A 24,246-nucleotide genomic window follows, 5' to 3' on the forward strand; every position below is an offset into this window, starting at 1 on the left:
CTCATAGAAAAAACCTGAGACCGATTTCAAATCGACTCAGGTTTTTTTATTGATTATATGCTTTTAACTAGTTCAACAACTTCTTCAGCAGTTGACATCATTAATGCTTTTTCTGCTAATGTTTCCATTTCTGCTTTTGACAACTTGCTTAGTTGTGTTCTCGCAGGAAGAATAGATGTTGCACTCATGCTGAACTCATCTAAACCTAATCCTAATAATAATGGGATAGCAAGTGAATCTCCCGCCATCTCACCACACATACCAGCCCATTTTCCTTCTTTATGAGCAGCATCGATAACCATTTTTACAAGACGTAAAATAGATGGGTTATACGGTTGGTATAAGTAAGCTACTTGTTCGTTCATACGGTCTGCAGCCATTGTGTATTGAATTAAGTCATTTGTTCCGATAGAGAAGAAATCAACTTCTTTCGCGAATTGATCTGCTAATACTGCTGAAGCTGGGATTTCAACCATCATACCCACTTCAATAGAATCTGAAACAGTTGTACCCGCTTCTACAAGTTTCGCTTTCTCTTCTAATAAGATTGCTTTCGCTTGACGGAACTCATCAAGAGTTGCAATCATTGGGAACATAATTTTTAAGTTACCGTATACGCTAGCACGAAGTAATGCACGAAGTTGTGTACGGAACACATCTTGCTCATCAAGACATAAGCGAATTGCACGGTATCCTAAGAATGGGTTCATTTCTTTTGGTAAATGTAAGTATGGAAGCTCTTTATCTCCACCGATATCAAGTGTACGAACAACAACAGGTTGACCTTCTTTTACACCTTCAAGAACTGCTTTATACGCTTCGAACTGCTCTTCTTCTGTTGGAAGATTGTCACGGCCCATGTATAAGAATTCTGTACGGTATAAACCAACGCCTTCTCCGCCATTATCGATAATACCTTGTACATCATTTGGTGTTCCGATATTTGCAACAAGCTCAACGTGATGTCCATCACTTGTTACAGTAGCTTGGTCTTTTAATTTTGCCCATTCAGTTTTTTGCTCTTCAAATTTCGCTTTCTTTTCTTCAAAAGAACGAAGAGTTTCTTCTGATGGATTAACAATTACTTCTCCATCTAAACCGTCGATGATTACGATATCGCCGTTTTGGATTTTCTCCATAACAACTTTCGTACCAACAACAGCTGGAATTTCCATAGAACGAGCCATAATTGCAGAGTGAGATGTACGTCCACCAATATCAGTTGTAAAACCTTTTGCATACTTACGGTTTAACTGAGCTGTATCAGATGGTGTTAAATCTTCAGCAATGATGATTACTTCTTCAGAAATTGTACCAGGGTTTGAGAAGTTAATTCCTAGTAAATGTGCAAGAACGCGTTTTGTTACGTCTCGAATGTCCGCAGCACGTTCTTTCATATATTCGTTATCCATGTTTTCAAACATAGAAATAAACATTGATGCAACTTCATCCATTGCAAATTCAGCATTTACTTTTTCGCTATTTACTTTATCTTTTACTGGGTTTACTAGTTCTGGATCATTTAACACTAATAAATGTGCTTCAAAGATCGCAGCTTTATCAGCACCCAGCTCAGCAAAAGCGTGGTCCTTAATAGCTTCTAATTCAGTTTTTGCTTTCTCAAGCGCAGCGTCTAAGCGTGCAATTTCAGCAGCTTCGTTTGTAATTGATTTCTTTTCAATGTTAAATTCAGGATTCTCAAGTCTGAAAGCCTTTGCAATAGCAATCCCACTTGATGCAGCGATCCCTTGAATGTTAAGAGTCATTATTCTCCTAATCCTTCGTTTTTCATAGTTTCTTCGATAGCTGCTAGTGCTTGAGCTGCATCATCACCATTTGCAGTGATTTTAATTTCTGCGTTTTGTTGAATGCCTAAAGACATAACGCCCATGATTGATTTTAAGTTAACGTTTTTTCCGTTATACTCTAAGTTAATGTCAGAACCAAATTTGCTTGCAGTGTTTACAAGTAGAGTTGCTGGACGAGCATGAATTCCTGAGTCGCTAGTTACTTTAAAGATTTTTTCCATGATAATTTATCTCCTTTAAATTACAGTATTTTTTTAGTTGTATAGACGTGAGTACTACATCATCTATTGTATATAATAGGCGATGTTCGGTCAACCACATCGCCTATTATAATTATAAACATTTTGCGTCAAATTCCTACTGAATGTCAATAATAGCGTTTTCGCCCTTCTTAACATTTCCATCTTTTTTCAATTCGACTTGTTGTCCTTGTTGTAAATTCGTAAAGACAATTGGTGTAATGATAGATGGTGCATTTTCTTTTACAAATGCAAGATCTACTTTTAATAATGGTTGTCCTTGTTTCACTTTGTCGCCTTGTGCTACCAGTGCTTCAAAACCTTCACCATTTAATTTTACAGTATCAATACCGAAGTGGATTAAAATTTCTTTTCCGCCTTCAGATTGAATGCCAATTGCATGCTTTGTAGGGAATACATTGACAATCTCACCATTAACTGGAGAAACTACTGTTCCTTCTGTTGGCTCGATTGCAAATCCGTCTCCCATCATTTTTCCTGAGAATACTTGATCAGGTACTTCTGTAATCGGTAAGATTTTCCCTTCAATTGGTGAAACGATTGTTTCGTTTTCATCAACTTGCTGAGGAGCTTCTTCTACTTTTACAGGCTCTTCTTTTTCAACATGAGGTGTACGACCTGACATAATATCATGAATTTGTGATTTTAATGTGTCAGATTTCGGTCCGAAAATAGCTTGAATGTTATTTCCTACTTCAAGTACACCAGCTGCTCCAAGCTCTTTTAAGCGATCTTTGTTTACGTTCTTTTGTTCGTTAACTTGAACACGTAAACGAGTAATACAAGCGTCTAAAGAAGCAATGTTTTCTTTACCACCAAGTGCCACTAATACTTCACGAGGAAGTTCACCCGCTTCAGTTTTTCCTGCACCGTCATTCGCATTTGCTACTTCACGACCAGGTGTTTTTAAATCCCATTTACGGATTGCAAAGCGGAATCCGAAGTAGTAAATAACTGCTAGCACAAGACCAACAATAATTACCCACCACCATGCTGTACGGCCTGGTAGTACCCCGAATAACATAAAGTCGATTAAACCACCAGAGAATGTCATACCAATTTTAACACCTAAAATTTGCATTGTCATAAATGATAGACCAGCGAATACGGCATGAATTCCGAATAGTACTGGTGCTACGAATAAGAATGAAAATTCAAGTGGTTCTGTAATACCTGTTAAGAAAGATGTTAATGCAGCAGAACCTAAAATACCAGCTGCTAATTTTTTATTTTCTGGACGTGCTTCATGGTACATTGCTAATGCTGCTGCTGGAAGACCGAACATCATGAACGGATACTTACCAGTTGTAAATGTACCTGCTGTTAATTCTACACCGTCTTTTAACTGTGCCATAAAGATTTTTTGATCACCACGGATTAATTCGCCAGCTGCATTTGTGTACTGACCGAATTCGAACCAGAACGGTGAATAGAAAATGTGATGTAATCCAAATGGAATTAATGAACGTTCAATTAAACCGAATATGAATGCTGCTACTGTTCTATTTGCATCAATCATTTGATGTGAGAACGTATTTAAGCCACCTTGAATGTATGGCCAAACGAAACACATGATAATACCTACTACTAAAGAGAACGTTGCAGTTGCGATCGGTACGAAACGCTTACCTGCGAAGAAACCTAAGTATGATGGTAATTCAATGTTGAAGTATTTATTGTAGCAATATGCGGCTACTATACCGACGATAATACCACCAAATACTCCCGTTTGTAGCGTTGGAATTCCTAATACGTTTGCATATGCTGGATCAGCAAATCCAATTTTTACTGGATCTGCTCCAGAACTTGTTACTTTCACTAGCTTATCTACTTCTAAGAACACACTCATCGTTTTGTTCATAATTAAGTAGCCGACGAATGCTGCTAATCCAGCTACTCCGTCTCCACCAGCTAAACCAATTGCTACCCCAACTGCGAATAATAATGCAAGGTTAGCGAAAATAATATCACCAGATTGTTCCATAATTTTTGCTACCATTACGAACCAATCTGCTTTTAAAGCAGGAATAACATTTGTTAACTGTGGATTTTGAAATGCATTACCAAATCCAAGTAAAATACCTGCTGCCGGTAAAATCGCTACTGGAAGCATTAACGCTTTTCCGACTTTTTGAAGAACACCAAAGATCTTCTTAAACATGGAAACCCTTCCTCTCTTATCTATATTGATACCTTCCGACAAACGCCAAAAAGACATGAGGAAAAAAAGATAGAACGATAGCTATACAAAGGGTAGTATATCCCTTTCTCAAGCTTACATTCCTTACTTTTCTCCACTCATGCCTGATCGAATCAGTAACACGTGTCAAAAATAGGATTACTTATAAGTTCACTATAATTAAGGCAAACGTTTTCGTTACTTACCTTAATGTGTTTGTCGAAATTTGTATAACTTTGCATTAGTTATTATACATAACTATTGTAAGCGATTCAATGATTTTTTTTAACGTTTTCATTTTAGACAAAAATATATGTCTTTTTACACATGCTCTGCTTTCACTAAGCGCTGCAGGTGCATCGTTAAATATATGCTCTCTGCTTCATACACAGGAAGTTGCAATTCTTTTTGCATGACCTTTACTAGCTTCCAAGCTAAATTATAACAGACGGGATATTCCGCCTTTAATAAATCAGCAAAGCTTTGTGATTCCTCTACTTTCTCCCCTTTTTTCACCCGTTCAATAGCATATTGTAAATGACGGATAAGGCGTAAGTAGTGGATACTTTCTTGGTCTAATGTAATTTGTAAGTTTGTCTCAATTAAAGATACAAGCTGTGCAATAAGACGGGAGTTTTGATTAACTGAAGATAAATCTGAATTTGTAAGTGAACTGTAAATATGGAGTGCAATGAACCCAATTTCTCCTTCTGGCAATATAATTTGCAAACGAGAATTTAAAAGGTCTACAACACCTTCAGCAATTTCATATTCCTCTGGATAGAGCATTTTCGTTTCAACTAAAAAAGGATTATCAATTGTAAGTCCTTGTTTTAATCTCTTAATTGCAAAAGAAATATGATCTGTTAAAGCGATATGAATATGTTCATTCAATGGTGATTTTGCTTTTTCTTGAATGTAGAACATAATATCATTCATTAATTCAATTAATTTTTCACTTATATGCGGCACTAACAGTTTGTATTGTTCACGATCACGTTCATTTTTTAAAACAAACATTTTCTCAATTTGTTCTTGCTCCAATACGTCTTTCGCTTTTTTCCCAAATCCAATTCCTTTACCAATCACTACTACTTCCTCGTGTTCAGGATGGCTAGCAATGATGACATTATTATTTAAAACTTTTTTAATTTCTAGATAATTATTCATATAACACCACCCTCGTACTTAAATAGCCTGCTTTTATGTTACAGAACATTCTTCTTTGTCGTCAATGTAAAACATCTACCATTTCATAAAAATTCATTTTTTAGACATGTTTATATATGATGCGTATAATGTAAGAGCAACTGTACATAGAAAGGGGATAACAACATGATTAAAATGTTTGTAAGTGATATCGATGGTACAATGATGCAACACGGAGGATTAATTGACGAACAGGATCTTGTAGCACTTCGTAGTCTTGCTGAGCAAAATGTTATTCTTTGTTTCGCTTCTGGCCGACTTGATAATGAAATTGCAGACTTAATGAAAGCTGTAAATACAAATTTCCATCGAATTAGTGTAAATGGTGTTTTCGTGTACACACATGAAAACGAGCAACTACTATCCGCAACATTCGATTCAAGTATTCTACCTGATCTGTTAGCAATGACAAATGAAGATCCTTATTTTCGTTATGTAAGTGATGAGCATAATTATTACATTGAAGAGAAAACACCGTTTATTCATGAGCTCGAACAACAAGTCACGATGACTTCTGTTGAAGAACCGCATCTATTACAGAAGATTGATGATACAATTTTCCCAAATAAAATCTCTGTCGGTGGAACAAAGGAAAGCTTACAACTCCTTCAGAAAAAAATTGATGAAAAATTCCACGGAAAAGTTAGTACATTCATTTCAGCAGAACAATGTTTAGATGTAATGCCACCTAATATTAGTAAAGGGGCTGCTATTTCTGTTTTATTAAAAGAGTTTCAAATACAACCAGATGAAGTTGCTTGCATAGGGGATTCTTATAATGATATCCCAATGTTTTCTTTAACTCCTCACAGTTTTGCTATGTCTCAAGCAGATGAAGCAGTAAAAGAACACGCTCACTATGTAGTAAATACAGTTAAAGATGCTGTTAACCAAGTAATTGCTCATAATAAAAATACGACTCACTCCTTGTAAGGATGAGTCGTATTTTTTCTTTACATGTTAAACAATTTGACATTAACTGTACTTCACGAACTGAAATATATTATTTGTTACGTGCGATGTTTGTAATAAACTTATAACGATCCCCACGATAAATACATTTCACATACTCTAACGGTACTTCACCTTCTGAATATGACCATTGACGCATTACAAGCACTGGCGCCTTTTTAGGAATATGCAGATGTTCCGCTTCATTATCCGTTGCAATTGAAGCTTCAATTGATTGAGTAGCGCTAACAAGTTTAAAGCCCAGTTTCTTCTCTAAATGTTCATATAAAGATTGTTGCAATATTTCTTCGTTAATATCTTTTACAAGAGCTGGCGACAAATATGTCGTCTCAAAAGCAATCGGTTCATCATCAGCTAAGCGAATACGCCTCACTTCATAAACCGACTCTCCCTCCTGTATTCTCAACCGGTCTGCGATTTTCGCAGTAGCTGGAACTAGGCGGAAACTAAGTAATTGACTACTTGGGTTCATCCCACGAGAAATCATATCTTCTGTGAATCCCGTCATTCCTTGCAATTTTTGTTCCACTTTCGGAAGTTGGACAAACGTACCGATTCCACGTTTCCGATATAAATAACCTTGTTCCACTAAATTATTAATCGCCTGTCTGATTGTCATACGACTCACTTCGAACTTATCGCAAAGTTCATTCTCAGATGGGATTTTATCTCCCGGCTTCCATTCGCCGTCCTCAATTAGCTGTTTCACCCACTCTTGAATCTGATAATAGATCGGAAATGGTGAATACTTGTCGATGTTCATCAGCAATCGCCTCACTGCATAAAGATAGAGCTTCTTGATCAGCGATTACGGTTACATTCGGATGACGTTGTAAAACTGTAGCAGGACACGCTTCACTATATTCACCTTGCAATAATTCTTTAACAGCTTCTGCCTTTTTAGAACCCATAGCAACAAGTAGAATTTGTTTCGCTTTCATAATGCTTCCGATTCCCATTGTAATCGCATGAGTTGGCACATCTTCTTCTTTTTCGAAGAAGCGAAGGTTTGCTTGGCGTGTAGATTCTGTTAATTCAACAATGTTTGTTGGAGAATTAAACAGTGTTCCTGGTTCGTTAAATCCGATGTGACCGTTTTCACCGATTCCAAGAATCTGTAGGTCAACTGGGTTAGCAGCTAGAATGCCCTCGTAACGCTTGCACTCTTCCTCTAAATCACTTGCCATCCCGTTTGGTACATAAGTTTGTTTAAATGGAAGATGATCAAACAACTGTTCTTGCATAAAATAGTGATAGCTGTTTTTATCTTCATGTGGTAAATTTACGTACTCATCTAAGTTTACAGTGGTTACACGGCTTGTATCAAGTTTATTTTTTCGCATTTCTGCATAAATACCTAATGGAGAGCTTCCTGTAGCCATTCCTAATGTTGGATTTTCTTTTGTTTTTACAACTTCTTCAATTAATTTATAACCTGCTTCTGCTAGTTCTTCTGGAGTTTTTACAACAAGAATATTCATTTAATTACTTCCCTTCCTTCATATGAATTCCTAAACGAACCGTATCATATACATGTAAATCTTCATTCATCACAACAAAGTCTGCATCTTTGCCTACCGCTAATGCACCTTTATGATTTAATCCAAACTCTTCTGCTTGGTTAACTGATGTCATTAGTACTGCATCTTCGATTGAACAACCTGTAAATTCAATTACATTTCGGAAAGCTTGATCCATTTTTAGAATACTACCAGCTAACGTTCCATCTTCTAATCGAGCACTACCATCTTTTACATGTACTGGCTGTCCGCCAAGCTCATATAATCCATCTTCAAGACCTTTTGCACGCATTGCGTCAGTAATAACACTTACTTTTTTCGGTCCTTTTAATTTATATGCTAATTTCACCATATCAGGGTGAATGTGAATACCATCTGTAATTACTTCAACCATTACATCTGGATTTAATAACACATGACCAACAACCCCTGGTTCACGGTGATGTAATCCACGCATTTGATTGTATAAATGCGTTGCATGTGTAATGTTTCTATTTTTTAGTTGCGCATCAATTGCATCTGTATGTCCCATTGTGCCAACAACACCAGTTTCAGCAAGATACTGCTCAAACTCTAACGCACCTTCTTCTTCAGGTGCATATGTTACTAATTTAATGAGATTCCCGCTTGCTTCCTGCCATTGTTTAAATTGCTCAATATTCGCAGGAACAATATGTTCAAGTGGTTGTGCACCTGCACGTTTTTTTGAAACATACGGTCCTTCTAAGTGAATATATTCGAAATGTGCTCCTTTTTCTTTCGCTTCCTTCGCAGCATGTAGTGCTGCTTCGATTGCTTCTGGAGCTTGTGTCATTGTTGTTGGGAAGTAAGTTGTAACTCCTTCTTTTAACATTTCTTTACCTAGAGTTACTAATCCATCGCTATTTGCATCCATCGCATCAATATCGTATCCACCATGAATATGAACATCGATCATACCTGGAATCACAATTTTACCTGCCGCATCTAAAACCGCTTCATTTTCTTGTGATACATATTGAGCCATCAAACCAATTTCTTTAATTGTTTCTGCGTAACGAATAAATCCGTTTTCCACTACTTCTTGACCTGTATAAATTTTGGCATTGATGACAACTTGCGTTTTCATTTTCATCGATCCTTTCCCATGAAATACCTACTTGTTATTATTACCTTATTCGCCTAATTCCATCTTAATATATGCACGAGTAGTTGTCTAGACATTCGAATGAAATTTCCTTTTTGTTTAACAAAAAGGACACTTGCTGCGTCTCTCTCAATTATAATATATGTTATTCAGTTTTCCAAAAAGGGAGAATATCCTCGTATCCTATTACTCATTTAAGTAACGGCATTAATCCACTAGTGCCTATTGTAATATGCTCGCCGTCTGTTTCCATTTCTACTGTATGTTTATTTGTTCCATATATCATTATACCATGTCTGTTTAAGCGTCTCACTACACTTTGGTGCGGATGCCCATACGGATTTCTGCTTCCATATGAAAGAATTGCGAACTGCGGCTCTACTTTCTTAAGAAACATTTCACTTGTTGAAGTATATGAGCCATGATGTCCCACCTTTAACACATCTGCATGTACATCAAATTGCTTTAATATTTCCGTTTCCGTCCGCACATCAGCGTCACCCATTAGTAAAAAATCCGCTTTTCCGTATCGTACCTTTAACACAATTGAAGATTCATTATTTTCATCTTTTGATTTCCCATTGTTTAATACTTGTATGGAAACATGCGGATCTAGTGGTATGTATTGTCCCTCTTTTACTGAAACGAAAGGAATTCCTCTTTTTTTAATATGATTCCGGTATGTGTGATACGTAAAAGAACTATAGGTCTTTCCACTATCTAATATAAGTGATACCGGCATTTGCTCGACAATCGGAATCAATCCTCCAATGTGATCCATATCAGGATGCGTACTGACGATAACATCTAAATGATTAATCCCTTTTTCGATTAGTTTTTGAATGATAACCTCACCGGCTTCATAAGGTCCCCCGTCAATTAACATCGTTTGTCCATTTGGCAATGTAATAAGTGTTGCATCACCTTGGCCAACTTTTAAAAAACTCACTTTCATTTTACCAAAATGTTGCCGCTGCGTATGTAAAGGAGACGCGGTATGAATAGACATCATATATCTTTTGGCCGATGTACTATTTAAAGAAAAGCATAACAAAACAGAAATTAGCAATAAGATACTTCGCATACTTCTCATAACTCGTCTCCTTTTTTCAATTAGTATGGCACGGTATAAAATTGATATACAAAAAAAGCTTAGCAAAATGCTAAGCTTTTATTTCGATATCTCCTGTAAAGAACCAAAGAATAAATCTGCTTCATTCATTTGTTCATTCTCTTCAGAAAGTGCCGGTAAATCATCTAATGTTTTCAGTCCAAATGTATCTAAAAATTCTTTCGTTGTTCCATATAAAATAGGACGCCCGGGCCCTTCTGCTCTTCCCATTTCTTTTATAAGTAAGTGTGAAACTAACGTTTGTAACGCCTTATCGGTTTTTACGCCTCTAATCTCTTCCATTTCAGTCCTTGTAATCGGTTGACGATATGCCACAATCGCTAACGTTTCTAGAGCAGCCTGAGAGAGTGAAGCAGCTGTTGGAATATCTATTAATTTTTGATAGTATGAAGCATGTTCTTTCTTTGTAGCAAAACGATATACTTTTGCATACTGTACAATTTGCAAGCCGCGGTGTACACCTTCACATTCTTTTTGCATTTCTTCTAAAATATCGATTACTTCATTTCCTTCAATTTCAAGGACTTTCGCTATTTGTTCTGGATAAATTCCTTCATCACCAGACACAAATAAAAGCCCTTCAATGATTGATTTCTGTTCTGCTCTATCCATTTTACGAGCTCCTTCCTCCTATTTTTCCCATAAAAATACACATCAAAAAACCGAATCACAATTCATGCGTTCGGTTCAATATTTTTTCTCTTGTTCCAAACGATACATTCAAACCTAGCATGAGATATAACTATTTCTATCTCATTTACCATACTAACTCTATGCAGATTTAGTAGAGCTTGATACGAAAATTTCATCAAAATTATGTTCTTGTTCAATTATAATTTGTTGATTTTTCATAAGCTCAAGAACCGCTAAAAATGTTACAACCATTATTTCCCGTTCATCATCAACAAACAAATCATAAAAACTTTGACGACCACCTTGTATTTCTAACTGCTTTAAAATATCAGTCATGCGCTGTGAAATTGGTATTTCTTGACGAGTAATACGTGTTGTTACTGGTTTCTTTGCTTTTTTACGGCGCATTAATTTTTGAAATGCCGCTAGCATATCATATAACGTAACATCAAGAGGCAAGTTTGTCTCCTCTTCTTGTTGCAATGATGTAAAATCAATTGGCGGACGTGTATATAGCTGTGCTCTTTCTAGTTCTCTTTCTTTTAGTTCAGTAGCAACTTGCTTATATTTCTTATATTCAATTAACCTCTCCATCAATTCTTGACGAGGATCATCTATAAAGTCATCACCGTTATCAAGTACATCTTCTTCGTGTTTCGGCAACAACATTTTACTTTTAATTTGTAATAAAGTCGCAGCCATTACTAAATACTCACTTGCAACATCTAATTGTAGTTCTTTCATCGTATGAACATAAGATAAATATTGCTCTGTAATTTCCGCTACAGGAATATTATATATGTCAATTTCATAACGATGTATTAAATGTAACAATAAATCTAAAGGCCCTTCAAAAGCCTCTACTTTAAAATTATACTGCACAAAGCATCCCACCACATTTTTTCTATAACATCATAAGTATAGAGCATACTCATGTTCTATCCAACCTTTTTAAGAAATTTAATTAAAAATAGACCGATGCCTATGTCATCATGCCCATCGCTTCATATGATAACAGTGTAGTAAGAACAATGTAGGAGGTCAAAAAACTATGGGTCACGTTGATTGCGGTTTTAGCGGTGGGTTCGCATTACTTGTTGTATTGTTTATTTTACTAATTATTGTAGGGGCAGCTTGCTTCTGCTAATATGAACAATAACGGCTAGGGAAATTTCCCTAGTCGTTTATTGTTCATATTTCTATGATACACTTGTATTTATAACCGTTAAACAGGGGTGAAGAACATGTATCCTACCGAATACATACAATTTTTAATTCATTTTCACGGAGATTATGATTATTTTGAATGCCATGAAATACTGGAAGAATATTGGAAAGAAAAACCAAGAGGAGATCGCGATCATTATTTAGTTGGTCTCATTCAAATTGCAGTTTCTTTATACCATCAAAGACGCTCTAACTGGAATGGCGCAGAAAAGATGATGAAAAGTGCCATAACGATTTTAGAAAAAAACAGTGCACCTTTACTACGTTTAGGAATAAATGCCACACAACTCCCATTCTTACTCAAGGATAGATTGCAATCTATACAGAAAGAAGAAAATTTCACACCGTTATTTTTACCATTATCAGATACAACATTAGAAAAGCATTGCATGGAATTATGTCAGAAACAAAACCTCCCTTGGAAAGACGTGAATGCTTCTTCTAGTGAATATATAGTACATAAGCACACATTACGTGATCGAACAGAAGTCATTACTGAACGAAACGAGCAATTACAAAAAAGAAAGCAGAGATAATAAACTACTTATCTCTGCTTTCACGAATGTATATTTTGTTCAAGCCCTTTACACTTTTTGCAAAAACTTGCTGTTTGCTCATTTCCGCAAATTGTAAACTCAAGAAATTTGCTCTTTAACTCTTGTACCATCTTCGTCCCAATACCCATATGACGATGAGATGGGTTCACACTCAAATGCTGAATTTCCAAAACTTGATTCTCTTTTTTTACAATCCCCATTATCCCAACAAAATCTTCGTTTTGTTTCCACAAATACAATTGCCAATCATCTTTTGCTTCATAATCTTTCATAGTCAATTGTAATGTTTTCACATCTTTTTCCGTTGGCATAAATGAAAGAAGCCCCATTGCAATCTTTTCATAACTTTTTTTAAAACGAATTAACATAACCCTTATCCCTTCTTACAAAAGTTACAAACTATTAATCCCCTCAACCACTCTTTTCATATCACATTCATTTTACAATATTTTCAACAGAGTGAGAAGGGCTTAAAACAACTTGATAATCATACAAAGCGAAAAGAAGAAAGTCAAATATATGTTTCAGTACTATTTTTTCTAAATAGATAGAAGGTGAAACGTTGTTATATGAAAGCGAAAAGAAACATCCACCGCTCATTATCACTTCAATATTCATCATCTGAGAGCAAATGAATTCTAGCGAAATAAATGTAATAAAAAATATTTATTGAAACATGTAATCTAATGTATTCTATGTAATATGTTAAAATTTTGTTCTCATACGCGCCATATTTTCACTACAATAACAGTACTACTTGTATCATGTACCGCAAACGAAATCCCCATTCCTATTAAAAAAAACAAAAAAGAGAGCCATAGCTCTCTTTTCCCATTAACTTATTCTTCCCAAACTTTAACTTCTTTCATTACATCGCCTTGACGCATGTTTAATACTGTTTCAATACCGCTTGTCGCTTTACCGAATACAGTATGTACACCATCTAAATGTGGTTGTGGCTCATGAACAACAAAGAATTGGCTACCACCTGTGTTACGACCAGCGTGAGCCATAGAAAGTGATCCTACAAGGTGTCTATGAGGATTTCCATCAGTTTCACATGGGATAGAGTAACCTGGGCCACCTGCACCTGTTCCTGTTGGATCTCCACCTTGGCTTACGAAGCCAGGAATAACGCGGTGGAATGTCACACCATCATAAAATCCTTGCTCTGCTAGTTTTTTAAAGTTTTCTACTGTTTTTGGTGCCTCTTCTGGGAAAAATTCTAAATCGATTTTTTCACCATTTTCCATTAATATGTATCCTAAAGTTTTCATATGTATATGTCTCCTTTCAACTATCTCAGCACTATATTACCACATTCATGACTAGAAACAAAAAGAATCCGACAATCTACATACTTCTTTTTTGAAATGTGGAAAAAGCTAGGTGACAAATAAGAAATATATACTATAATAACTGTGTTGCCCGAAAATTTTAGAAAGAGAAAGGGAGCGATTTTTCGTGAAAACGAAATTACTAGCTCTGCTATTAGCTGTAACGGTATTTATGATGCCAACAGCTTCGTTTGCAGACATCATCGAAGGAGAATCAATTGTTACACTAGGAGAAAACTTGTCTGAACAACAAAAACAAGATCTGTTAAAAGAAATGAAAGCACCAAAAGATGCTACAATCATTACTGTGTCTAATGCGGAAGAACATAAATTTCTAGAAGGGATTGTTCCAAAAGCGCAAATTGGTACGAGAGCAATTTCCTCTTCTATGATTACATACACAAAACCAGGATCTGGTCTCATTGTACGTTCAAAAAACATTAATTCAATAACAGATGCAATGTACACAAACGCACTTATTACAGCAGGTGTAAAAGATGCAGAAATTCAAATTACTGCACCATTTAAAGTTTCAGGAACTGCTGCTTTAACCGGTTTAATGAAAGCCTACGAAACAACATCGAACAAAGCAATTCCTGAGGAAGTAAAAAAAGTAGCCAATGAAGAAATGGTGCAAACAGCCCAGCTCGGCGATAAAATTGGTGAAGAAAAAGCAGTTCAACTTGTTGCAAAAATTAAAGAAGAAATTGCCAAAGAACAGCCAAAAACGACTGAAGATTTACGTTCATTAATTAAAAAAATTGCGGATCAACTTGGTATTACATTAACGGATGAACAGTTAGATAACTTAGTTGCGCTATTTGATAAAATGAAAAATCTTAATATCGATTGGAATCAAGTTGGCAGTCAGTTAAATAAAGCAAAAGAACACGTTTCTGCCTTTTTAGGATCTGAAGAAGGGCAAGGTTTCCTAGATAAAGTGAAAGATTTCTTCTCAAGTATCATTGATTTTGTTAAATCGTTATTCAAGTAAAAAGAAGCTCGTCAGTGACGAGCTTCTTTTTTTATACAAGTAACGGCAATTTCATAACAGCTTCTTCAACCGAACGAACAACATGATTTGCCTTCTCCTTCACATATGGATGAGCATGATGAAGAGTAAATGAATGCGGGGTTACTTCAAACATAGAAATATCATTGAAAGAATCTCCAATGCATGCAACTTCATTTGCTTCAATTTGCAAATGTTCCATCAGTCGCCTTAAAGCACTCCCTTTACTTACTCCCCTTGGCATAATGTCAACATAGCGTTTACCAGACATAAAAACTTCTGCTTCGCTCTGAAATGTATCGCGTAATTCTTTATCTAATGCTGCAATTGTCTCTTCTTCCCCAAAAACAAACAATTTCGCAGGATGTACAGTCTTACCAAATTCCTCTTCTAATGCTTCTATCTCAGCAATATGCACGCCCATATACGTTTCAAAATTATGATGATGTTCATTCTTTCTTTTTGTATACCGTTGCTCATTTGCACAAACAATATCTGCTAGTCCTTTTTTATGGATATATCGATATATTTCCTGGGCAATCCCATCTTCAAAACTTGATTCATGAAATATTTGTCCATCCGGCAGTAACATCGTCGCTCCATTTAAACTCGTTGTGTAATACGGGAATGCAAACCTATTTACGACTTCATCAATTCGATGAGTAAAGCGGCCAGAGGCAAAACAAATATTTGTCCCTTTTTCAGCTAACCAACTAATTGCACGTTCATCTTCTTTTTGCATATGATTCACATTGTAAACGAGCGTATCATCTAAATCACTTACAAATAATTTAATCATGTCCTCTTCCCCTTCCATACACAATATCTACTCTAAGTGTACACAAAAAATGTTTGATTTTTGTTAAAAAACAATAAATTTTTGCTAAAAAAATAAACGGGTGTATAATCCCGTTTATTTTTGTCTTTTTACATTTTGAGGTCTTACAATACTTGGACGCACTTTTAAACTAGACATTGTTGGGCGGATTAGAATCTTCGTTAAAGCTCCCCAATCAAATGGTAGAAATGGCCATAAGTATGGTGTTTGTAAACTCTTTATCGATGTTAAAAATAAAAGCAATATCGTCATACCAATTACAAATCCCATCTCATGGAAGAGACCGGTTAAAATAATAACAAATAATTTTCCAATCTTATTTCCAAGTCCTAATTCATAACTCGGTGTTGCATATGCACCAATCATAGAAACTGCTACATACAAAATAACTTCTGGTACAAACAAACCTACATCGATTGCTATTTGACCAATTAATATAGCGGAAATTAATCCTGCTGCAGACGATAACGGCGTTGGAGTATGAATGGCTGCCATCCTTAAAAACTCAAGTCCGATTTCGGCCATCAACACTTGTAATAAAATCGGTAAATGCGTCATCTTATTCGGCCCAATGAAAGCAAGATTTGCTGGTAAAAGAGTTGGATCAAATACAAATACTAACCAAAATGGTAGTAAAAACAAGGAGAATAAGACACCTAAAAAGCGTACCCAGCGTAAAAATGTACCGACAGCCGGATTTTGCCTAAATTCTTCTGCATGCTGTAAATGGTGGAAATATGTTGTTGGAGTAATCATAGCACTTGGTGATGTATCAACTAGTACTAGCACATGTCCTTCTAATATATGATTCGCCGCCACATCTGGTCTTTCTGTATACCGAATAAGTGGGAATGGATTATAGCTTTGCTTTACAACAAATTCTTCCACTGTTTTATCCGCCATCGTAATTCCATCGACATCGATGTTATTTAATTCTTGTTTTATAATCTTAACTAAATCCGGATTTGCAACATCTTGTACATATGTAATACAAATATCCGTTTGCGATCTATCTCCTACTCGAATCATTTCATTTCGAAGACGCGGGTCACGTATCCTTCTACGGATTAACGCTGTATTTACAACGATATTTTCAACAAATCCATCCCTCGCACCGCGCACTACTTTTTCGGTGTCTGGCTCTGTCGGTGTTCGGCCCGGATAACTACGAACATCTATTGCAAACGCTTCCGTTTCACCTTCCACAAATATAATGATGAGTCCTGATAATACTTGGAGCATTACTTCATCCATCGTTTTCACTTTACTTACTTGTTGATGAATTAAGCGATTCTCTAAAAGCTTCACTGTATCTTCTTCTACATCCCTTATTTCATTTGTATCCACCGCTTCTTCTAAAATAGGGATAATATAATTCGTATCACAAAGTCCATTTACAAACAACACACCAATTTCTTTATTTAAAATTTGAAATTTACGTATGCCAACATCATATGTAACCCCTAGCCCAACTGTTTGCTTTAAATAATTTTCATTATCACTCAAAAAAGATGAAATAGGGATATCCACTTTTTTAGGCTTCGTCATAAAATCCACTCCTTTCCAAAATTAATTGAATTGCTTTTCTAGTAATAGGTGATCCTCTCTCCCATTCATCGTTTCCACACATCTTACCAATATCACCAATTCCAACAATGACAGGGACATTCAAATCATCTAAACAATAAATTGTATCTCCGCTAATTCTGCCAATTTCACCATCTGGAAGTCCAAATTTATCAACACCGTATTCGGTTAAATTCCCGTTTCGATCTACACTTACATCTACACGTGCCCATTCCCAATGATGTGTATTAGACGCTACTGCCAAAATCCCCAGTACATCAATTTGTTTATGTGTAGCTACATATTTTAAAGCCTTTTCACCAGATCCTTCTCCAATAAATCCACTGTCATCAAACATAACAAATACAGGGTCATATGGCGTTTGCATAATAAGCTCAACAACTTTCTTCCCTGTCAATTTGGTTGGATTACTTTGTGATGCTGAAATACACCTTCCCCCAAATTCCTTCGTTAAAAGCTCAATTGCTCGCTTTGCATATTCATCTCCATCTGTGACCAAAATAACCCTTCGTCTCATTTGATTTATCCTTTCGGTTTACATATAAGTGCTATAAAAAATGAAAATAATATCGCTGCCGAAATGCCTGCAGACGTTAAACTAAACATACCCATACCAATCCCTATATATCCGTGTTTTTCTGCCTCATGCATTGCCCCGTGTAATAGGGAATGCCCAAAACTTGTAATCGGAACTGTCGCCCCAGCACCTGCAAACTTTATAAGCTTATCGTACAATCCAAATCCATCTAAAGCTGCTCCTAGTACTACAAAGGTAGCCATTAAATGGGCTGGTGTTAACTTTGCGAAATCTAGCAATACCTGTCCAATTACACAAATAGCGCCTCCTACAAGAAATGCATATATAAAATCCACAATTCACTCTCCCTTCACTCTCTCAAATACAACACCATGTGCAATTGTTGGAATGGTTTCTTTCTGCTGCATCATCATCGGGCTTAATAACGCACCAGTAGCAACAACAAAAATCCGTTGTAAATTCCCTTTTTGCATCTCGCTTAATAAATGACCATACGTAACAACAGCTGAACAAGCACAGCCACTACCACCTGCAAATACTTCTTCTTGATCGGAATTATAGATCATTAATCCGCAATCATTATATATATGCCCAATATCATAACCTTCTTCCAGTAACAGTTGTTTCGCGATTGGTGTCCCAATAGCTGATAAATCACCGGTAACAATCAAATCATAATCTGCTGCACTTCTCTTCAAATCTTCAAAATGTTGTTGAATTGTGTGAGCAGCAGCAGGTGCCATCGCTGATCCCATATCTAAAGGATTTGCAATCCCTAAATCTTGCACTTTTCCAATCGTAGCTGCCGTAATTTTAATAGCACTTTTTTCTTTACTAATTAATATGGATCCCGCACCTGTAACAGTGGAATTTGCTGTTCCTGGTTTTTGTCCCCCATACTCTGTTGGATAACGGAACTGTCTTTCAGCCGTCGCATTATGACTACTTACTGTCGCTAAAACACGATTTGCGAATCCACCATCTATAAAGGCTGATCCAACCGCTAAAGTCTCCATCGAGGTTGCACAAGCGCTAAACATCCCTAAAAAGGGAATCCCCCACTTACGCGCAACATAATTTGCTGTCACTGTTTGATTTAATAAATCACCCGCTAAAAAGAAATCAATTTGTGATGTTTTTACATTTCCTTTTTGCAAGACTTGTTGAATTGAATCTGACATTAATCTTCGTTCAGCAAGTTCCCAGTTTTCCTCTCCGCAATGTAAATCATCGTATGAAATATCAAAATCCTTTCCAAGAGGGCCTTCAGCTTCTTTTGGACCGACAGCAGTACCGGTTGCATTCACATAAATATCATTTTGAAATACCCACGTTTGTTTTCCAGTCAACCTCATACTAGCCCCTCCTTTAAGACATAAAAATGTTAAAAGTATATCTTATTAACCCAATAACGTATGCACCAACGACCCCAAAAACGATAACACTTCCCGCCAGCTTAAACATATTTGTAGCAACCCCTAGCACAATTCCTTCACTCTTATGTTCTAGCGCAGCGCTCGCCATAGAATTCGCAAATCCTGTAACCGGTACTGCCGATCCCGCTCCAGCAAATTGACCGATTTTATCATATACACCACAACCTGTTAAAATCGCCGATAACAATACAAGTGTTGCAACTGTCGGATTTCCTGCCTCTTGTTCACTGAAATGAAAATAATGTATATAAAATTTCATCAATACTTCTCCGACAGTACAAATGAGTCCACCTACAAGAAATGCTTTAACACAATTTATGAAATAATTTGGTTTCGGATGGTACTCCTTCACTTTATTTATGTAATCATCCTTTAGTTTTCGCCCTGTCATTTATATATTGCCTCCTACTTTACGAAATAAATCCAGTGAAACAACGAGCCTATTACTTTCCCGAGTACAAGAGCAACGAGTAAAACAACAATTTTCTCCTCTACCCCTACTCGTTTCGCTAAAATAGGTAGAACATTTAACACTTCTGTTAATGCGGCTGCAAGCATTCCAACGAATGTGCCACAAAATATCCCTAATATAACAAGCCAATATTGCGACGTTTGAAATGTAATGTTTTTCAAACTACACCAAGCCCCTGTTAACGTACCTGCGATAACTGCCCACTCAAAATATTGAATGTGCTTTCCACTTCTCGTTAATTGAGCTAGACGAGGGATTATACCAAGTACAGCTAAAAATGCGACATAGCCGCTACCTACTGCAATCCCTCCCGCTAAACCAATTAAAATAACAAGCCCAGACTCAATCATCGGCAAGTTGTTTCATATTGTCCTTGTTTTCATGAACAATTACATATTGGTCAAGTGACTGCTGATATTGGAACATCTCCACTTCTAACGGACTCGGCTCTTCATTAATTCGCTTTTGAAATACATGATTAAAAAATAAGACCATACCTAACCCAAGACCTAATGAATAAGGAATTTGAAATAAAAGTGGTTGTGCCTTAAATTCTCCCGTAATCATGTAATATAGGCGCTGGTGCACTTGTTGCATGCTTACATCTTCATGAAAATAAATGATCGCAAGGGCCGCTCCAATGAACAGTAACAACCATACAAGTCCGAAGAAAATTGGATGTACTTTCTTTTTTTCATATATAATTTCAACAAGAGTTTGTCCAGAACCGAGTAAATTAATTTGTATATGGGCCACTTTTTGCCTAATAATCTCAATTATTTTCATCACATCAATTACGACATGCGTCTTATCATGCGCTGTTATTTTGTAAATTACCTCATCCTGTAGCGACTGAACTACGAGAGCATCTCCCGCAAGTTGAGCAACATCACCCAGCTTCACTTCATACGTAGGCGAAACTTTTAATCGATTACGCATTTTAATATAAATTGTTTGTTCCAATTTCCATTCACCTCTTCACTCTTCCTCGTAGTTGTAGTATGGTTATTGAATTTTTTTCTAATACAATTTTTTCACAAAAAAACATCTGTACCGTTTCGGTACAGATGTTTTTTGTTTATGCCTTTTTCTTAAATAAATTTGCAATACTTAATGCGAGTCCTCCCCAAATGACTACTATACCAATAACCATCATCATAATCGCTGATCCGCTCATTATGAAACACCCCGATCTTTCCATTCTTTTTCAAGCTTAGCAGAATCTGAATGTATTTGTGCATTCCATTTCTTTAGACTAATAATTAGTGCAACGATAAGGAATGCTGCTGCAATTGACCAACCATATGTTACGACAAACTCCGTTGGATAATCTCCGTAGTTCTTTTTAATATTTTGGATTGTACCATCAATTAACATGTACCCTAACATAAGCGGGGTAATAACGAGTAAACTCACCCTCCAAAACGTCCCTAACTTAATATCAGATACGAAGTTTGCGTGATTTTGATAAACTGGTAAACGGCGTAGAATGAGCCCTATCGTAACTACTTCCGCTAATGCAATTGAAATTAATCCGAAGTTATTAGCGAAATAATCAACAACATCTAGGAACATAAGCCCGCCACGTGTTGCAAAAACAAGAGAAACTAGTACGAGAAGCGTCCCCATAATTCCAATTGTTTTTTGGCGGCTTAAGCTGAACTTTTCAGATACGGCAGCAAAACATACTTCGGCAAGCGAGATAAGAGATGTAATCCCGGCAACCGTTAATGATAAGAAAAATAATACGCCAAATAACGGTGACATCGGTAATTCATTAATAATTTGCGGGAATACTACGAATGCAAGTCCTACACCAGCACTTGCTACTTTATCAACTGGTACCCCCATATTGTTTGCCATAAATCCAAGAGCTGCAAAGACCCCAATCCCTGCTAATAATTCAAATCCTGAGTTTGCAAAGCCAGTAATAAAGGCATTATTTGTTGTATCTGAGTTTTTCGGTAAATAACTAGAATACGTAATCATAATTCCAAATGCTAAAGATAAACTAAAGAAAATTTGACCATAAGCAGCAAGCCATACCTTCCCATCAAAAATACGACTCCAATCTGGTTTGAAGAATGCATCTAATCCTTGCATCGCACCTTCCATCGTCACTGCACGAACTACGATAATAAGGAACATAACAACTAGTAAAGGAATGAAAATGCGGTTAACCACTTCAATTCCTTTTTTAACTCCTTTGAATGCAACGCCAAGCACAATAATCCAAACGAGAGCTAATGGAATTAATACTTCCGGCACAAGCCCCCCAAACTGCCCTGGCTTATCTGCAACATGTAAGTACTCTTTAAATAAAAATGATTGCGTGTCTTTCCCCCATGCTCCAGTAATTGCAAAGTACGTATATGAAATAGACCAAGCAATAATTACTGCATAATATGTTGAAACGATAAACGTTACACACATTTGCCACCATCCGATGAATTCAGCACGCGGACTAATACGGAAGAACGTAAGTGGCGCTGAACCACGGTGACGATGCCCAAGAGCAAATTCAAACGCTAATAATGAAATACCAGTCGTTAATAATGCGAATAAGTACGGTAAAAAGAATGCGCCTCCTCCATTTTCATACGCTGTATAAGGAAAACGCCATATGTTTCCTAATCCAACGGCAGAGCCGACCGCTGCGAAAATAAATCCAGCCCTCGTTCCCCATTGTTGCCTCGTTTCCATATTTCCTTCCCCCTTTGTGACAAGTTCATACCTGGATTATATTTTAAATTTACTAAATTATCAATAAATTCTGTTAATTTTTACGAAAGTTTACAATCTCCTCCTAGTAAAGGCATAAAAAAAGATCGAATAGCTATTCATCTATTCGATCTTTCATCTGTTTTAATATTTTCTTTTCAAGTCTTGAAACTTGTACTTGCGAAATACCTATTCGCTCCGCTACTTCCGATTGCGTTTGGTCTTTATAGTAGCGCAAATACACAATTAAACGTTCTCGCTCATCTAATTCTCTAATTGCTTCTTTTAAAGCAATTTTATCAAACCATTTCGTTTCAGATTGATCTGCAATTTGATCTAAAATAGTAATTGGGTCCCCGTCGTTTTCATACACCGTTTCATGTATAGATGAAGGAGCTCGACTCGCTTCTTGCGCAAGAACCACTTCCTCTGGCGTTAGTTCTAACGCTTCGGCTACTTCATTAATCGTTGGGGCCCTTCCGAATTCTTTCGAAAGCTCGTCTCTCATCTTTCGAATTTTATTTCCTGTTTCTTTTAAAGATCTACTTACTTTCACTGATCCATCATCACGTAAAAATCGTTGTATTTCTCCAATAATCATTGGAACTGCATATGTTGAAAATTTCACGTCGAAAGATAAATCAAATTTATCTACCGATTTTAAGAGCCCAATACATCCAATTTGAAATAAATCGTCTGGTTCGTATCCTCGATTAAGAAAACGCTGCACAACCGACCATACGAGACGCATATTACTTTGAACGATTGTATCTCTCGCTTGTTGATCTCCATCTTGACTTTGTTGAATTAACGCTTTTAGCTCGTGGTCCTTTAACTGAGGTTTCTTCTTCTCATTTTTGACCTCTATGTCCATAGGCTATTCTCCTTAATTGCATAGAGCGTTACTATTTGATAAGTATTTTGTCAAATGGATTGTTGTCCCGAAAGATTCGTTTGAAATAACTTCTACTTCATCCATAAAATTTTCCATGATAGTAAATCCCATTCCGGAACGCTCTAATTCAGGTTTAGTTGTAAAAAGGGGTTGTCTTGCCTCATCTAAATCAAAGATGCCAATCCCTTCATCTCGAATCGTGAGTTTCACCATTGCTTCTTCCAAAATTACAGAAATATAAACAACACCTTCTGCATTTCCTTCGTACCCATGAATAATTGCATTTGTAACTGCTTCTGACACAACTGTTTTAATCTCCGTAAGTTCTTCCATCGTTGGGTCTAGTTGCGCAATGAAAGCAGCTACTGTAACGCGAGCGAACGATTCATTTTGACTTAATGCTGAAAATTGAAGGTTCATTTCATTTCTCATTTATGCCACCCCCAACGTCGCGAGCGCATGCGCTTCACTTTCTTCTAAGCGAACAATTTTAAATAAGCCCGACATTTCAAATAAACGTTTAACAGGCGGTGAAATTGCACAAACAACCATTTCTCCACCTAATCCCTTTACATGCTTATATCGGCCTAATATAACACCTAAACCCGAACTATCCATAAACGATAAGTTCTCTAGGCTCAAAACAATATGATGAACACCATGTGTCTCAATCATATCTGTTACTTTCGTTCGCAACTCTTCAGCAGTATGATGATCTAGTTCACCCGCTAGTCTCACACATAGGACGTCACGTTTTACTTCTAATTGCATGGAAAGACTCACACGA

General features: G+C 36.6%; 30 protein-coding genes. 4 read left to right on the forward strand and 26 right to left on the reverse strand.

Features of this window, described 5'->3' with window-relative positions; genetic code table 11:
- Positions 1-53: 53 nt before the first annotated feature.
- The 4 genes from ptsP to glcT all read right to left on the reverse strand — a co-directional run bounded on the left by ptsP (position 54) and on the right by glcT (position 5,417).
- Positions 54-1,766, reverse strand: a complete 1,713-nt coding sequence (gene ptsP, locus ACHZK0_RS19625) for a phosphoenolpyruvate--protein phosphotransferase (RefSeq protein WP_000174214.1) — start codon at positions 1,764-1,766, stop codon at positions 54-56.
- Complete coding sequence (gene ptsH / locus ACHZK0_RS19630) at positions 1,766-2,029, reverse strand: phosphocarrier protein HPr (RefSeq protein ID WP_000411080.1); 264 nt, start codon at positions 2,027-2,029, stop codon at positions 1,766-1,768. The genes ptsP and ptsH overlap by 1 nt, the downstream gene beginning before the upstream one ends.
- A gap of 136 nt (positions 2,030-2,165) precedes the next feature.
- Positions 2,166-4,229, reverse strand: a complete 2,064-nt coding sequence (gene ptsG / locus ACHZK0_RS19635) for a PTS glucose transporter subunit IIABC (protein ID WP_270605911.1) — start codon at positions 4,227-4,229, stop codon at positions 2,166-2,168.
- Between the two features lie 339 nt (positions 4,230-4,568).
- Positions 4,569-5,417 (reverse strand): glucose PTS transporter transcription antiterminator GlcT, encoded by an 849-nt coding sequence (glcT, locus tag ACHZK0_RS19640; protein ID WP_242253856.1) that lies wholly within the window; start codon positions 5,415-5,417, stop codon positions 4,569-4,571.
- Positions 5,418-5,582: 165 nt separating this feature from the next.
- Between glcT and ACHZK0_RS19645 the strand changes: the two genes are divergently transcribed.
- Entirely contained in the window at positions 5,583-6,389 is an 807-nt protein-coding gene (locus ACHZK0_RS19645; protein ID WP_270340026.1) for an HAD family hydrolase, read from the forward strand.
- 70 nt (positions 6,390-6,459) lie between these two features.
- On the opposite strand, the gene phnF is transcribed toward ACHZK0_RS19645, so the two are convergent.
- The 6 genes from phnF to scpA all read right to left on the reverse strand — a co-directional run bounded on the left by phnF (position 6,460) and on the right by scpA (position 11,721).
- Positions 6,460-7,191, reverse strand: a complete 732-nt coding sequence (phnF, locus tag ACHZK0_RS19650; RefSeq protein ID WP_002194085.1) for a phosphonate metabolism transcriptional regulator PhnF — start codon at positions 7,189-7,191, stop codon at positions 6,460-6,462.
- Entirely contained in the window at positions 7,121-7,909 is a 789-nt protein-coding gene (gene nagB / locus ACHZK0_RS19655) for a glucosamine-6-phosphate deaminase (RefSeq protein WP_001024205.1), read from the reverse strand. Before nagB ends, phnF begins: the two co-directional genes overlap by 71 nt.
- Positions 7,910-7,913: 4 nt before the next feature.
- Complete coding sequence (nagA, locus tag ACHZK0_RS19660; protein WP_002107769.1) at positions 7,914-9,056, reverse strand: N-acetylglucosamine-6-phosphate deacetylase; 1,143 nt, start codon at positions 9,054-9,056, stop codon at positions 7,914-7,916.
- Positions 9,057-9,264: 208 nt separating this feature from the next.
- The gene (locus ACHZK0_RS19665) at positions 9,265-10,167 is read right to left on the reverse strand and encodes a ComEC/Rec2 family competence protein (protein ID WP_262740648.1); all 903 of its coding nucleotides are present in this window, start codon (positions 10,165-10,167) and stop codon (positions 9,265-9,267) included.
- A 78-nt stretch (positions 10,168-10,245) separates the two neighbouring features.
- The gene (gene scpB, locus ACHZK0_RS19670) at positions 10,246-10,818 is read right to left on the reverse strand and encodes a segregation/condensation protein ScpB (protein WP_262740647.1); all 573 of its coding nucleotides are present in this window, start codon (positions 10,816-10,818) and stop codon (positions 10,246-10,248) included.
- A 159-nt stretch (positions 10,819-10,977) separates the two neighbouring features.
- Positions 10,978-11,721, reverse strand: a complete 744-nt coding sequence (gene scpA / locus ACHZK0_RS19675) for a segregation/condensation protein A (protein ID WP_061679113.1) — start codon at positions 11,719-11,721, stop codon at positions 10,978-10,980.
- Positions 11,722-11,890: 169 nt separating this feature from the next.
- Here scpA and ACHZK0_RS19680 point away from each other — a divergent pair, with 169 nt between their 5' ends.
- Entirely contained in the window at positions 11,891-11,986 is a 96-nt protein-coding gene (locus tag ACHZK0_RS19680; RefSeq protein WP_000510194.1) for a YjcZ family sporulation protein, read from the forward strand.
- Between the two features lie 97 nt (positions 11,987-12,083).
- Positions 12,084-12,602: a DUF309 domain-containing protein gene (locus ACHZK0_RS19685; protein WP_071721270.1), complete on the forward strand. Its 519-nt coding sequence runs from the start codon at positions 12,084-12,086 to the stop codon at positions 12,600-12,602.
- A 20-nt stretch (positions 12,603-12,622) separates the two neighbouring features.
- Here the strand turns inward: ACHZK0_RS19685 and ribT are convergent, their stop codons facing one another.
- The 3 genes from ribT to ACHZK0_RS19700 all read right to left on the reverse strand — a co-directional run bounded on the left by ribT (position 12,623) and on the right by ACHZK0_RS19700 (position 13,900).
- Positions 12,623-12,991, reverse strand: a complete 369-nt coding sequence (gene ribT, locus ACHZK0_RS19690; RefSeq protein ID WP_000908397.1) for a GNAT family N-acetyltransferase RibT — start codon at positions 12,989-12,991, stop codon at positions 12,623-12,625.
- Positions 12,992-13,058: 67 nt separating this feature from the next.
- A complete protein-coding gene (locus ACHZK0_RS19695) occupies positions 13,059-13,241 on the reverse strand; it encodes a hypothetical protein (RefSeq protein ID WP_262740674.1) in 183 nt (60 codons plus the stop codon).
- 221 nt (positions 13,242-13,462) lie between these two features.
- The gene (locus ACHZK0_RS19700) at positions 13,463-13,900 is read right to left on the reverse strand and encodes a peptidylprolyl isomerase (protein ID WP_000853785.1); all 438 of its coding nucleotides are present in this window, start codon (positions 13,898-13,900) and stop codon (positions 13,463-13,465) included.
- 187 nt (positions 13,901-14,087) lie between these two features.
- On the opposite strand from ACHZK0_RS19700, the gene ACHZK0_RS19705 reads away from it, so the two are divergent.
- The gene (locus ACHZK0_RS19705; protein ID WP_000850509.1) at positions 14,088-14,954 is read left to right on the forward strand and encodes a DUF1002 domain-containing protein; all 867 of its coding nucleotides are present in this window, start codon (positions 14,088-14,090) and stop codon (positions 14,952-14,954) included.
- Positions 14,955-14,985: 31 nt separating this feature from the next.
- Here ACHZK0_RS19705 and ACHZK0_RS19710 read toward each other — a convergent pair whose 3' ends face one another.
- The 13 genes from ACHZK0_RS19710 to spoIIAA all read right to left on the reverse strand — a co-directional run bounded on the left by ACHZK0_RS19710 (position 14,986) and on the right by spoIIAA (position 24,242).
- A complete protein-coding gene (locus ACHZK0_RS19710) occupies positions 14,986-15,789 on the reverse strand; it encodes a Cof-type HAD-IIB family hydrolase (RefSeq protein ID WP_262740646.1) in 804 nt (267 codons plus the stop codon).
- A 96-nt stretch (positions 15,790-15,885) separates the two neighbouring features.
- Positions 15,886-17,358 (reverse strand): spore germination protein SpoVAF, encoded by a 1,473-nt coding sequence (gene spoVAF, locus ACHZK0_RS19715; protein ID WP_061679110.1) that lies wholly within the window; start codon positions 17,356-17,358, stop codon positions 15,886-15,888.
- Positions 17,345-17,914, reverse strand: coding sequence for a stage V sporulation protein AE (locus ACHZK0_RS19720; RefSeq protein ID WP_262740645.1), 570 nt, complete (start codon positions 17,912-17,914; stop codon positions 17,345-17,347). The genes spoVAF and ACHZK0_RS19720 overlap by 14 nt, the downstream gene beginning before the upstream one ends.
- Positions 17,915-17,919: 5 nt before the next feature.
- Entirely contained in the window at positions 17,920-18,270 is a 351-nt protein-coding gene (spoVAE, locus tag ACHZK0_RS19725; protein ID WP_270340020.1) for a stage V sporulation protein AE, read from the reverse strand.
- 3 nt (positions 18,271-18,273) lie between these two features.
- Positions 18,274-19,290: a stage V sporulation protein AD gene (spoVAD, locus tag ACHZK0_RS19730; RefSeq protein WP_262740643.1), complete on the reverse strand. Its 1,017-nt coding sequence runs from the start codon at positions 19,288-19,290 to the stop codon at positions 18,274-18,276.
- A gap of 13 nt (positions 19,291-19,303) precedes the next feature.
- The gene (gene spoVAC / locus ACHZK0_RS19735; protein WP_061679106.1) at positions 19,304-19,762 is read right to left on the reverse strand and encodes a stage V sporulation protein AC; all 459 of its coding nucleotides are present in this window, start codon (positions 19,760-19,762) and stop codon (positions 19,304-19,306) included.
- 14 nt (positions 19,763-19,776) lie between these two features.
- On the reverse strand, positions 19,777-20,193 hold the full coding sequence (gene spoVAB, locus ACHZK0_RS19740) for a stage V sporulation protein SpoVAB (protein ID WP_395761737.1): 417 nt from the start codon (positions 20,191-20,193) through the stop codon (positions 19,777-19,779).
- Entirely contained in the window at positions 20,186-20,806 is a 621-nt protein-coding gene (gene spoVAA, locus ACHZK0_RS19745; protein ID WP_262740642.1) for a stage V sporulation protein SpoVAA, read from the reverse strand. Before spoVAA ends, spoVAB begins: the two co-directional genes overlap by 8 nt.
- Before the next feature lie 115 nt (positions 20,807-20,921).
- Entirely contained in the window at positions 20,922-21,020 is a 99-nt protein-coding gene (locus ACHZK0_RS19750) for a methionine/alanine import family NSS transporter small subunit (RefSeq protein ID WP_000016826.1), read from the reverse strand.
- Positions 21,020-22,546, reverse strand: a complete 1,527-nt coding sequence (locus ACHZK0_RS19755) for a sodium-dependent transporter (RefSeq protein WP_088022506.1) — start codon at positions 22,544-22,546, stop codon at positions 21,020-21,022. Before ACHZK0_RS19755 ends, ACHZK0_RS19750 begins: the two co-directional genes overlap by 1 nt.
- A gap of 133 nt (positions 22,547-22,679) precedes the next feature.
- The gene (gene sigF, locus ACHZK0_RS19760; RefSeq protein ID WP_000350734.1) at positions 22,680-23,438 is read right to left on the reverse strand and encodes an RNA polymerase sporulation sigma factor SigF; all 759 of its coding nucleotides are present in this window, start codon (positions 23,436-23,438) and stop codon (positions 22,680-22,682) included.
- A 12-nt stretch (positions 23,439-23,450) separates the two neighbouring features.
- Positions 23,451-23,891: an anti-sigma F factor gene (gene spoIIAB, locus ACHZK0_RS19765; RefSeq protein ID WP_001243399.1), complete on the reverse strand. Its 441-nt coding sequence runs from the start codon at positions 23,889-23,891 to the stop codon at positions 23,451-23,453.
- The gene (spoIIAA, locus tag ACHZK0_RS19770; RefSeq protein WP_000059133.1) at positions 23,892-24,242 is read right to left on the reverse strand and encodes an anti-sigma F factor antagonist; all 351 of its coding nucleotides are present in this window, start codon (positions 24,240-24,242) and stop codon (positions 23,892-23,894) included.
- Between the last annotated feature and the right edge of the window lie 4 nt (positions 24,243-24,246).

Origin of the sequence: Bacillus sp. 3G2 (genome assembly GCF_044324725.1) — a bacterium.
Classification (GTDB): domain Bacteria; phylum Bacillota; class Bacilli; order Bacillales; family Bacillaceae_G; genus Bacillus_A; species Bacillus_A mobilis.

Coding starts and splice junctions, on each gene's coding strand:
- ptsP (WP_000174214.1), bottom strand. CDS start 1,766: ATGACTCTTAACATTCAAGGGATCGCTGCATCAAGTGGGATTGCTATT.
- ptsH (WP_000411080.1), bottom strand. CDS start 2,029: ATGGAAAAAATCTTTAAAGTAACTAGCGACTCAGGAATTCATGCTCGT.
- ptsG (WP_270605911.1), bottom strand. CDS start 4,229: ATGTTTAAGAAGATCTTTGGTGTTCTTCAAAAAGTCGGAAAAGCGTTA.
- glcT (WP_242253856.1), bottom strand. CDS start 5,417: ATGAATAATTATCTAGAAATTAAAAAAGTTTTAAATAATAATGTCATC.
- ACHZK0_RS19645 (WP_270340026.1), top strand. CDS start 5,583: ATGATTAAAATGTTTGTAAGTGATATCGATGGTACAATGATGCAACAC.
- phnF (WP_002194085.1), bottom strand. CDS start 7,191: ATGAACATCGACAAGTATTCACCATTTCCGATCTATTATCAGATTCAA.
- nagB (WP_001024205.1), bottom strand. CDS start 7,909: ATGAATATTCTTGTTGTAAAAACTCCAGAAGAACTAGCAGAAGCAGGT.
- nagA (WP_002107769.1), bottom strand. CDS start 9,056: ATGAAAACGCAAGTTGTCATCAATGCCAAAATTTATACAGGTCAAGAA.
- ACHZK0_RS19665 (WP_262740648.1), bottom strand. CDS start 10,167: ATGAGAAGTATGCGAAGTATCTTATTGCTAATTTCTGTTTTGTTATGC.
- scpB (WP_262740647.1), bottom strand. CDS start 10,818: ATGGATAGAGCAGAACAGAAATCAATCATTGAAGGGCTTTTATTTGTG.
- ACHZK0_RS19680 (WP_000510194.1), top strand. CDS start 11,891: ATGGGTCACGTTGATTGCGGTTTTAGCGGTGGGTTCGCATTACTTGTT.
- ACHZK0_RS19685 (WP_071721270.1), top strand. CDS start 12,084: ATGTATCCTACCGAATACATACAATTTTTAATTCATTTTCACGGAGAT.
- ribT (WP_000908397.1), bottom strand. CDS start 12,991: ATGTTAATTCGTTTTAAAAAAAGTTATGAAAAGATTGCAATGGGGCTT.
- ACHZK0_RS19695 (WP_262740674.1), bottom strand. CDS start 13,241: ATGAATATTGAAGTGATAATGAGCGGTGGATGTTTCTTTTCGCTTTCA.
- ACHZK0_RS19700 (WP_000853785.1), bottom strand. CDS start 13,900: ATGAAAACTTTAGGATACATATTAATGGAAAATGGTGAAAAAATCGAT.
- ACHZK0_RS19710 (WP_262740646.1), bottom strand. CDS start 15,789: ATGGAAGGGGAAGAGGACATGATTAAATTATTTGTAAGTGATTTAGAT.
- spoVAF (WP_061679110.1), bottom strand. CDS start 17,358: ATGACGAAGCCTAAAAAAGTGGATATCCCTATTTCATCTTTTTTGAGT.
- ACHZK0_RS19720 (WP_262740645.1), bottom strand. CDS start 17,914: ATGAGACGAAGGGTTATTTTGGTCACAGATGGAGATGAATATGCAAAG.
- spoVAD (WP_262740643.1), bottom strand. CDS start 19,290: ATGAGGTTGACTGGAAAACAAACGTGGGTATTTCAAAATGATATTTAT.
- spoVAC (WP_061679106.1), bottom strand. CDS start 19,762: ATGACAGGGCGAAAACTAAAGGATGATTACATAAATAAAGTGAAGGAG.
- spoVAB (WP_395761737.1), bottom strand. CDS start 20,193: ATGATTGAGTCTGGGCTTGTTATTTTAATTGGTTTAGCGGGAGGGATT.
- ACHZK0_RS19750 (WP_000016826.1), bottom strand. CDS start 21,020: ATGAGCGGATCAGCGATTATGATGATGGTTATTGGTATAGTAGTCATT.
- ACHZK0_RS19755 (WP_088022506.1), bottom strand. CDS start 22,546: ATGGAAACGAGGCAACAATGGGGAACGAGGGCTGGATTTATTTTCGCA.
- sigF (WP_000350734.1), bottom strand. CDS start 23,438: ATGGACATAGAGGTCAAAAATGAGAAGAAGAAACCTCAGTTAAAGGAC.
- spoIIAB (WP_001243399.1), bottom strand. CDS start 23,891: ATGAGAAATGAAATGAACCTTCAATTTTCAGCATTAAGTCAAAATGAA.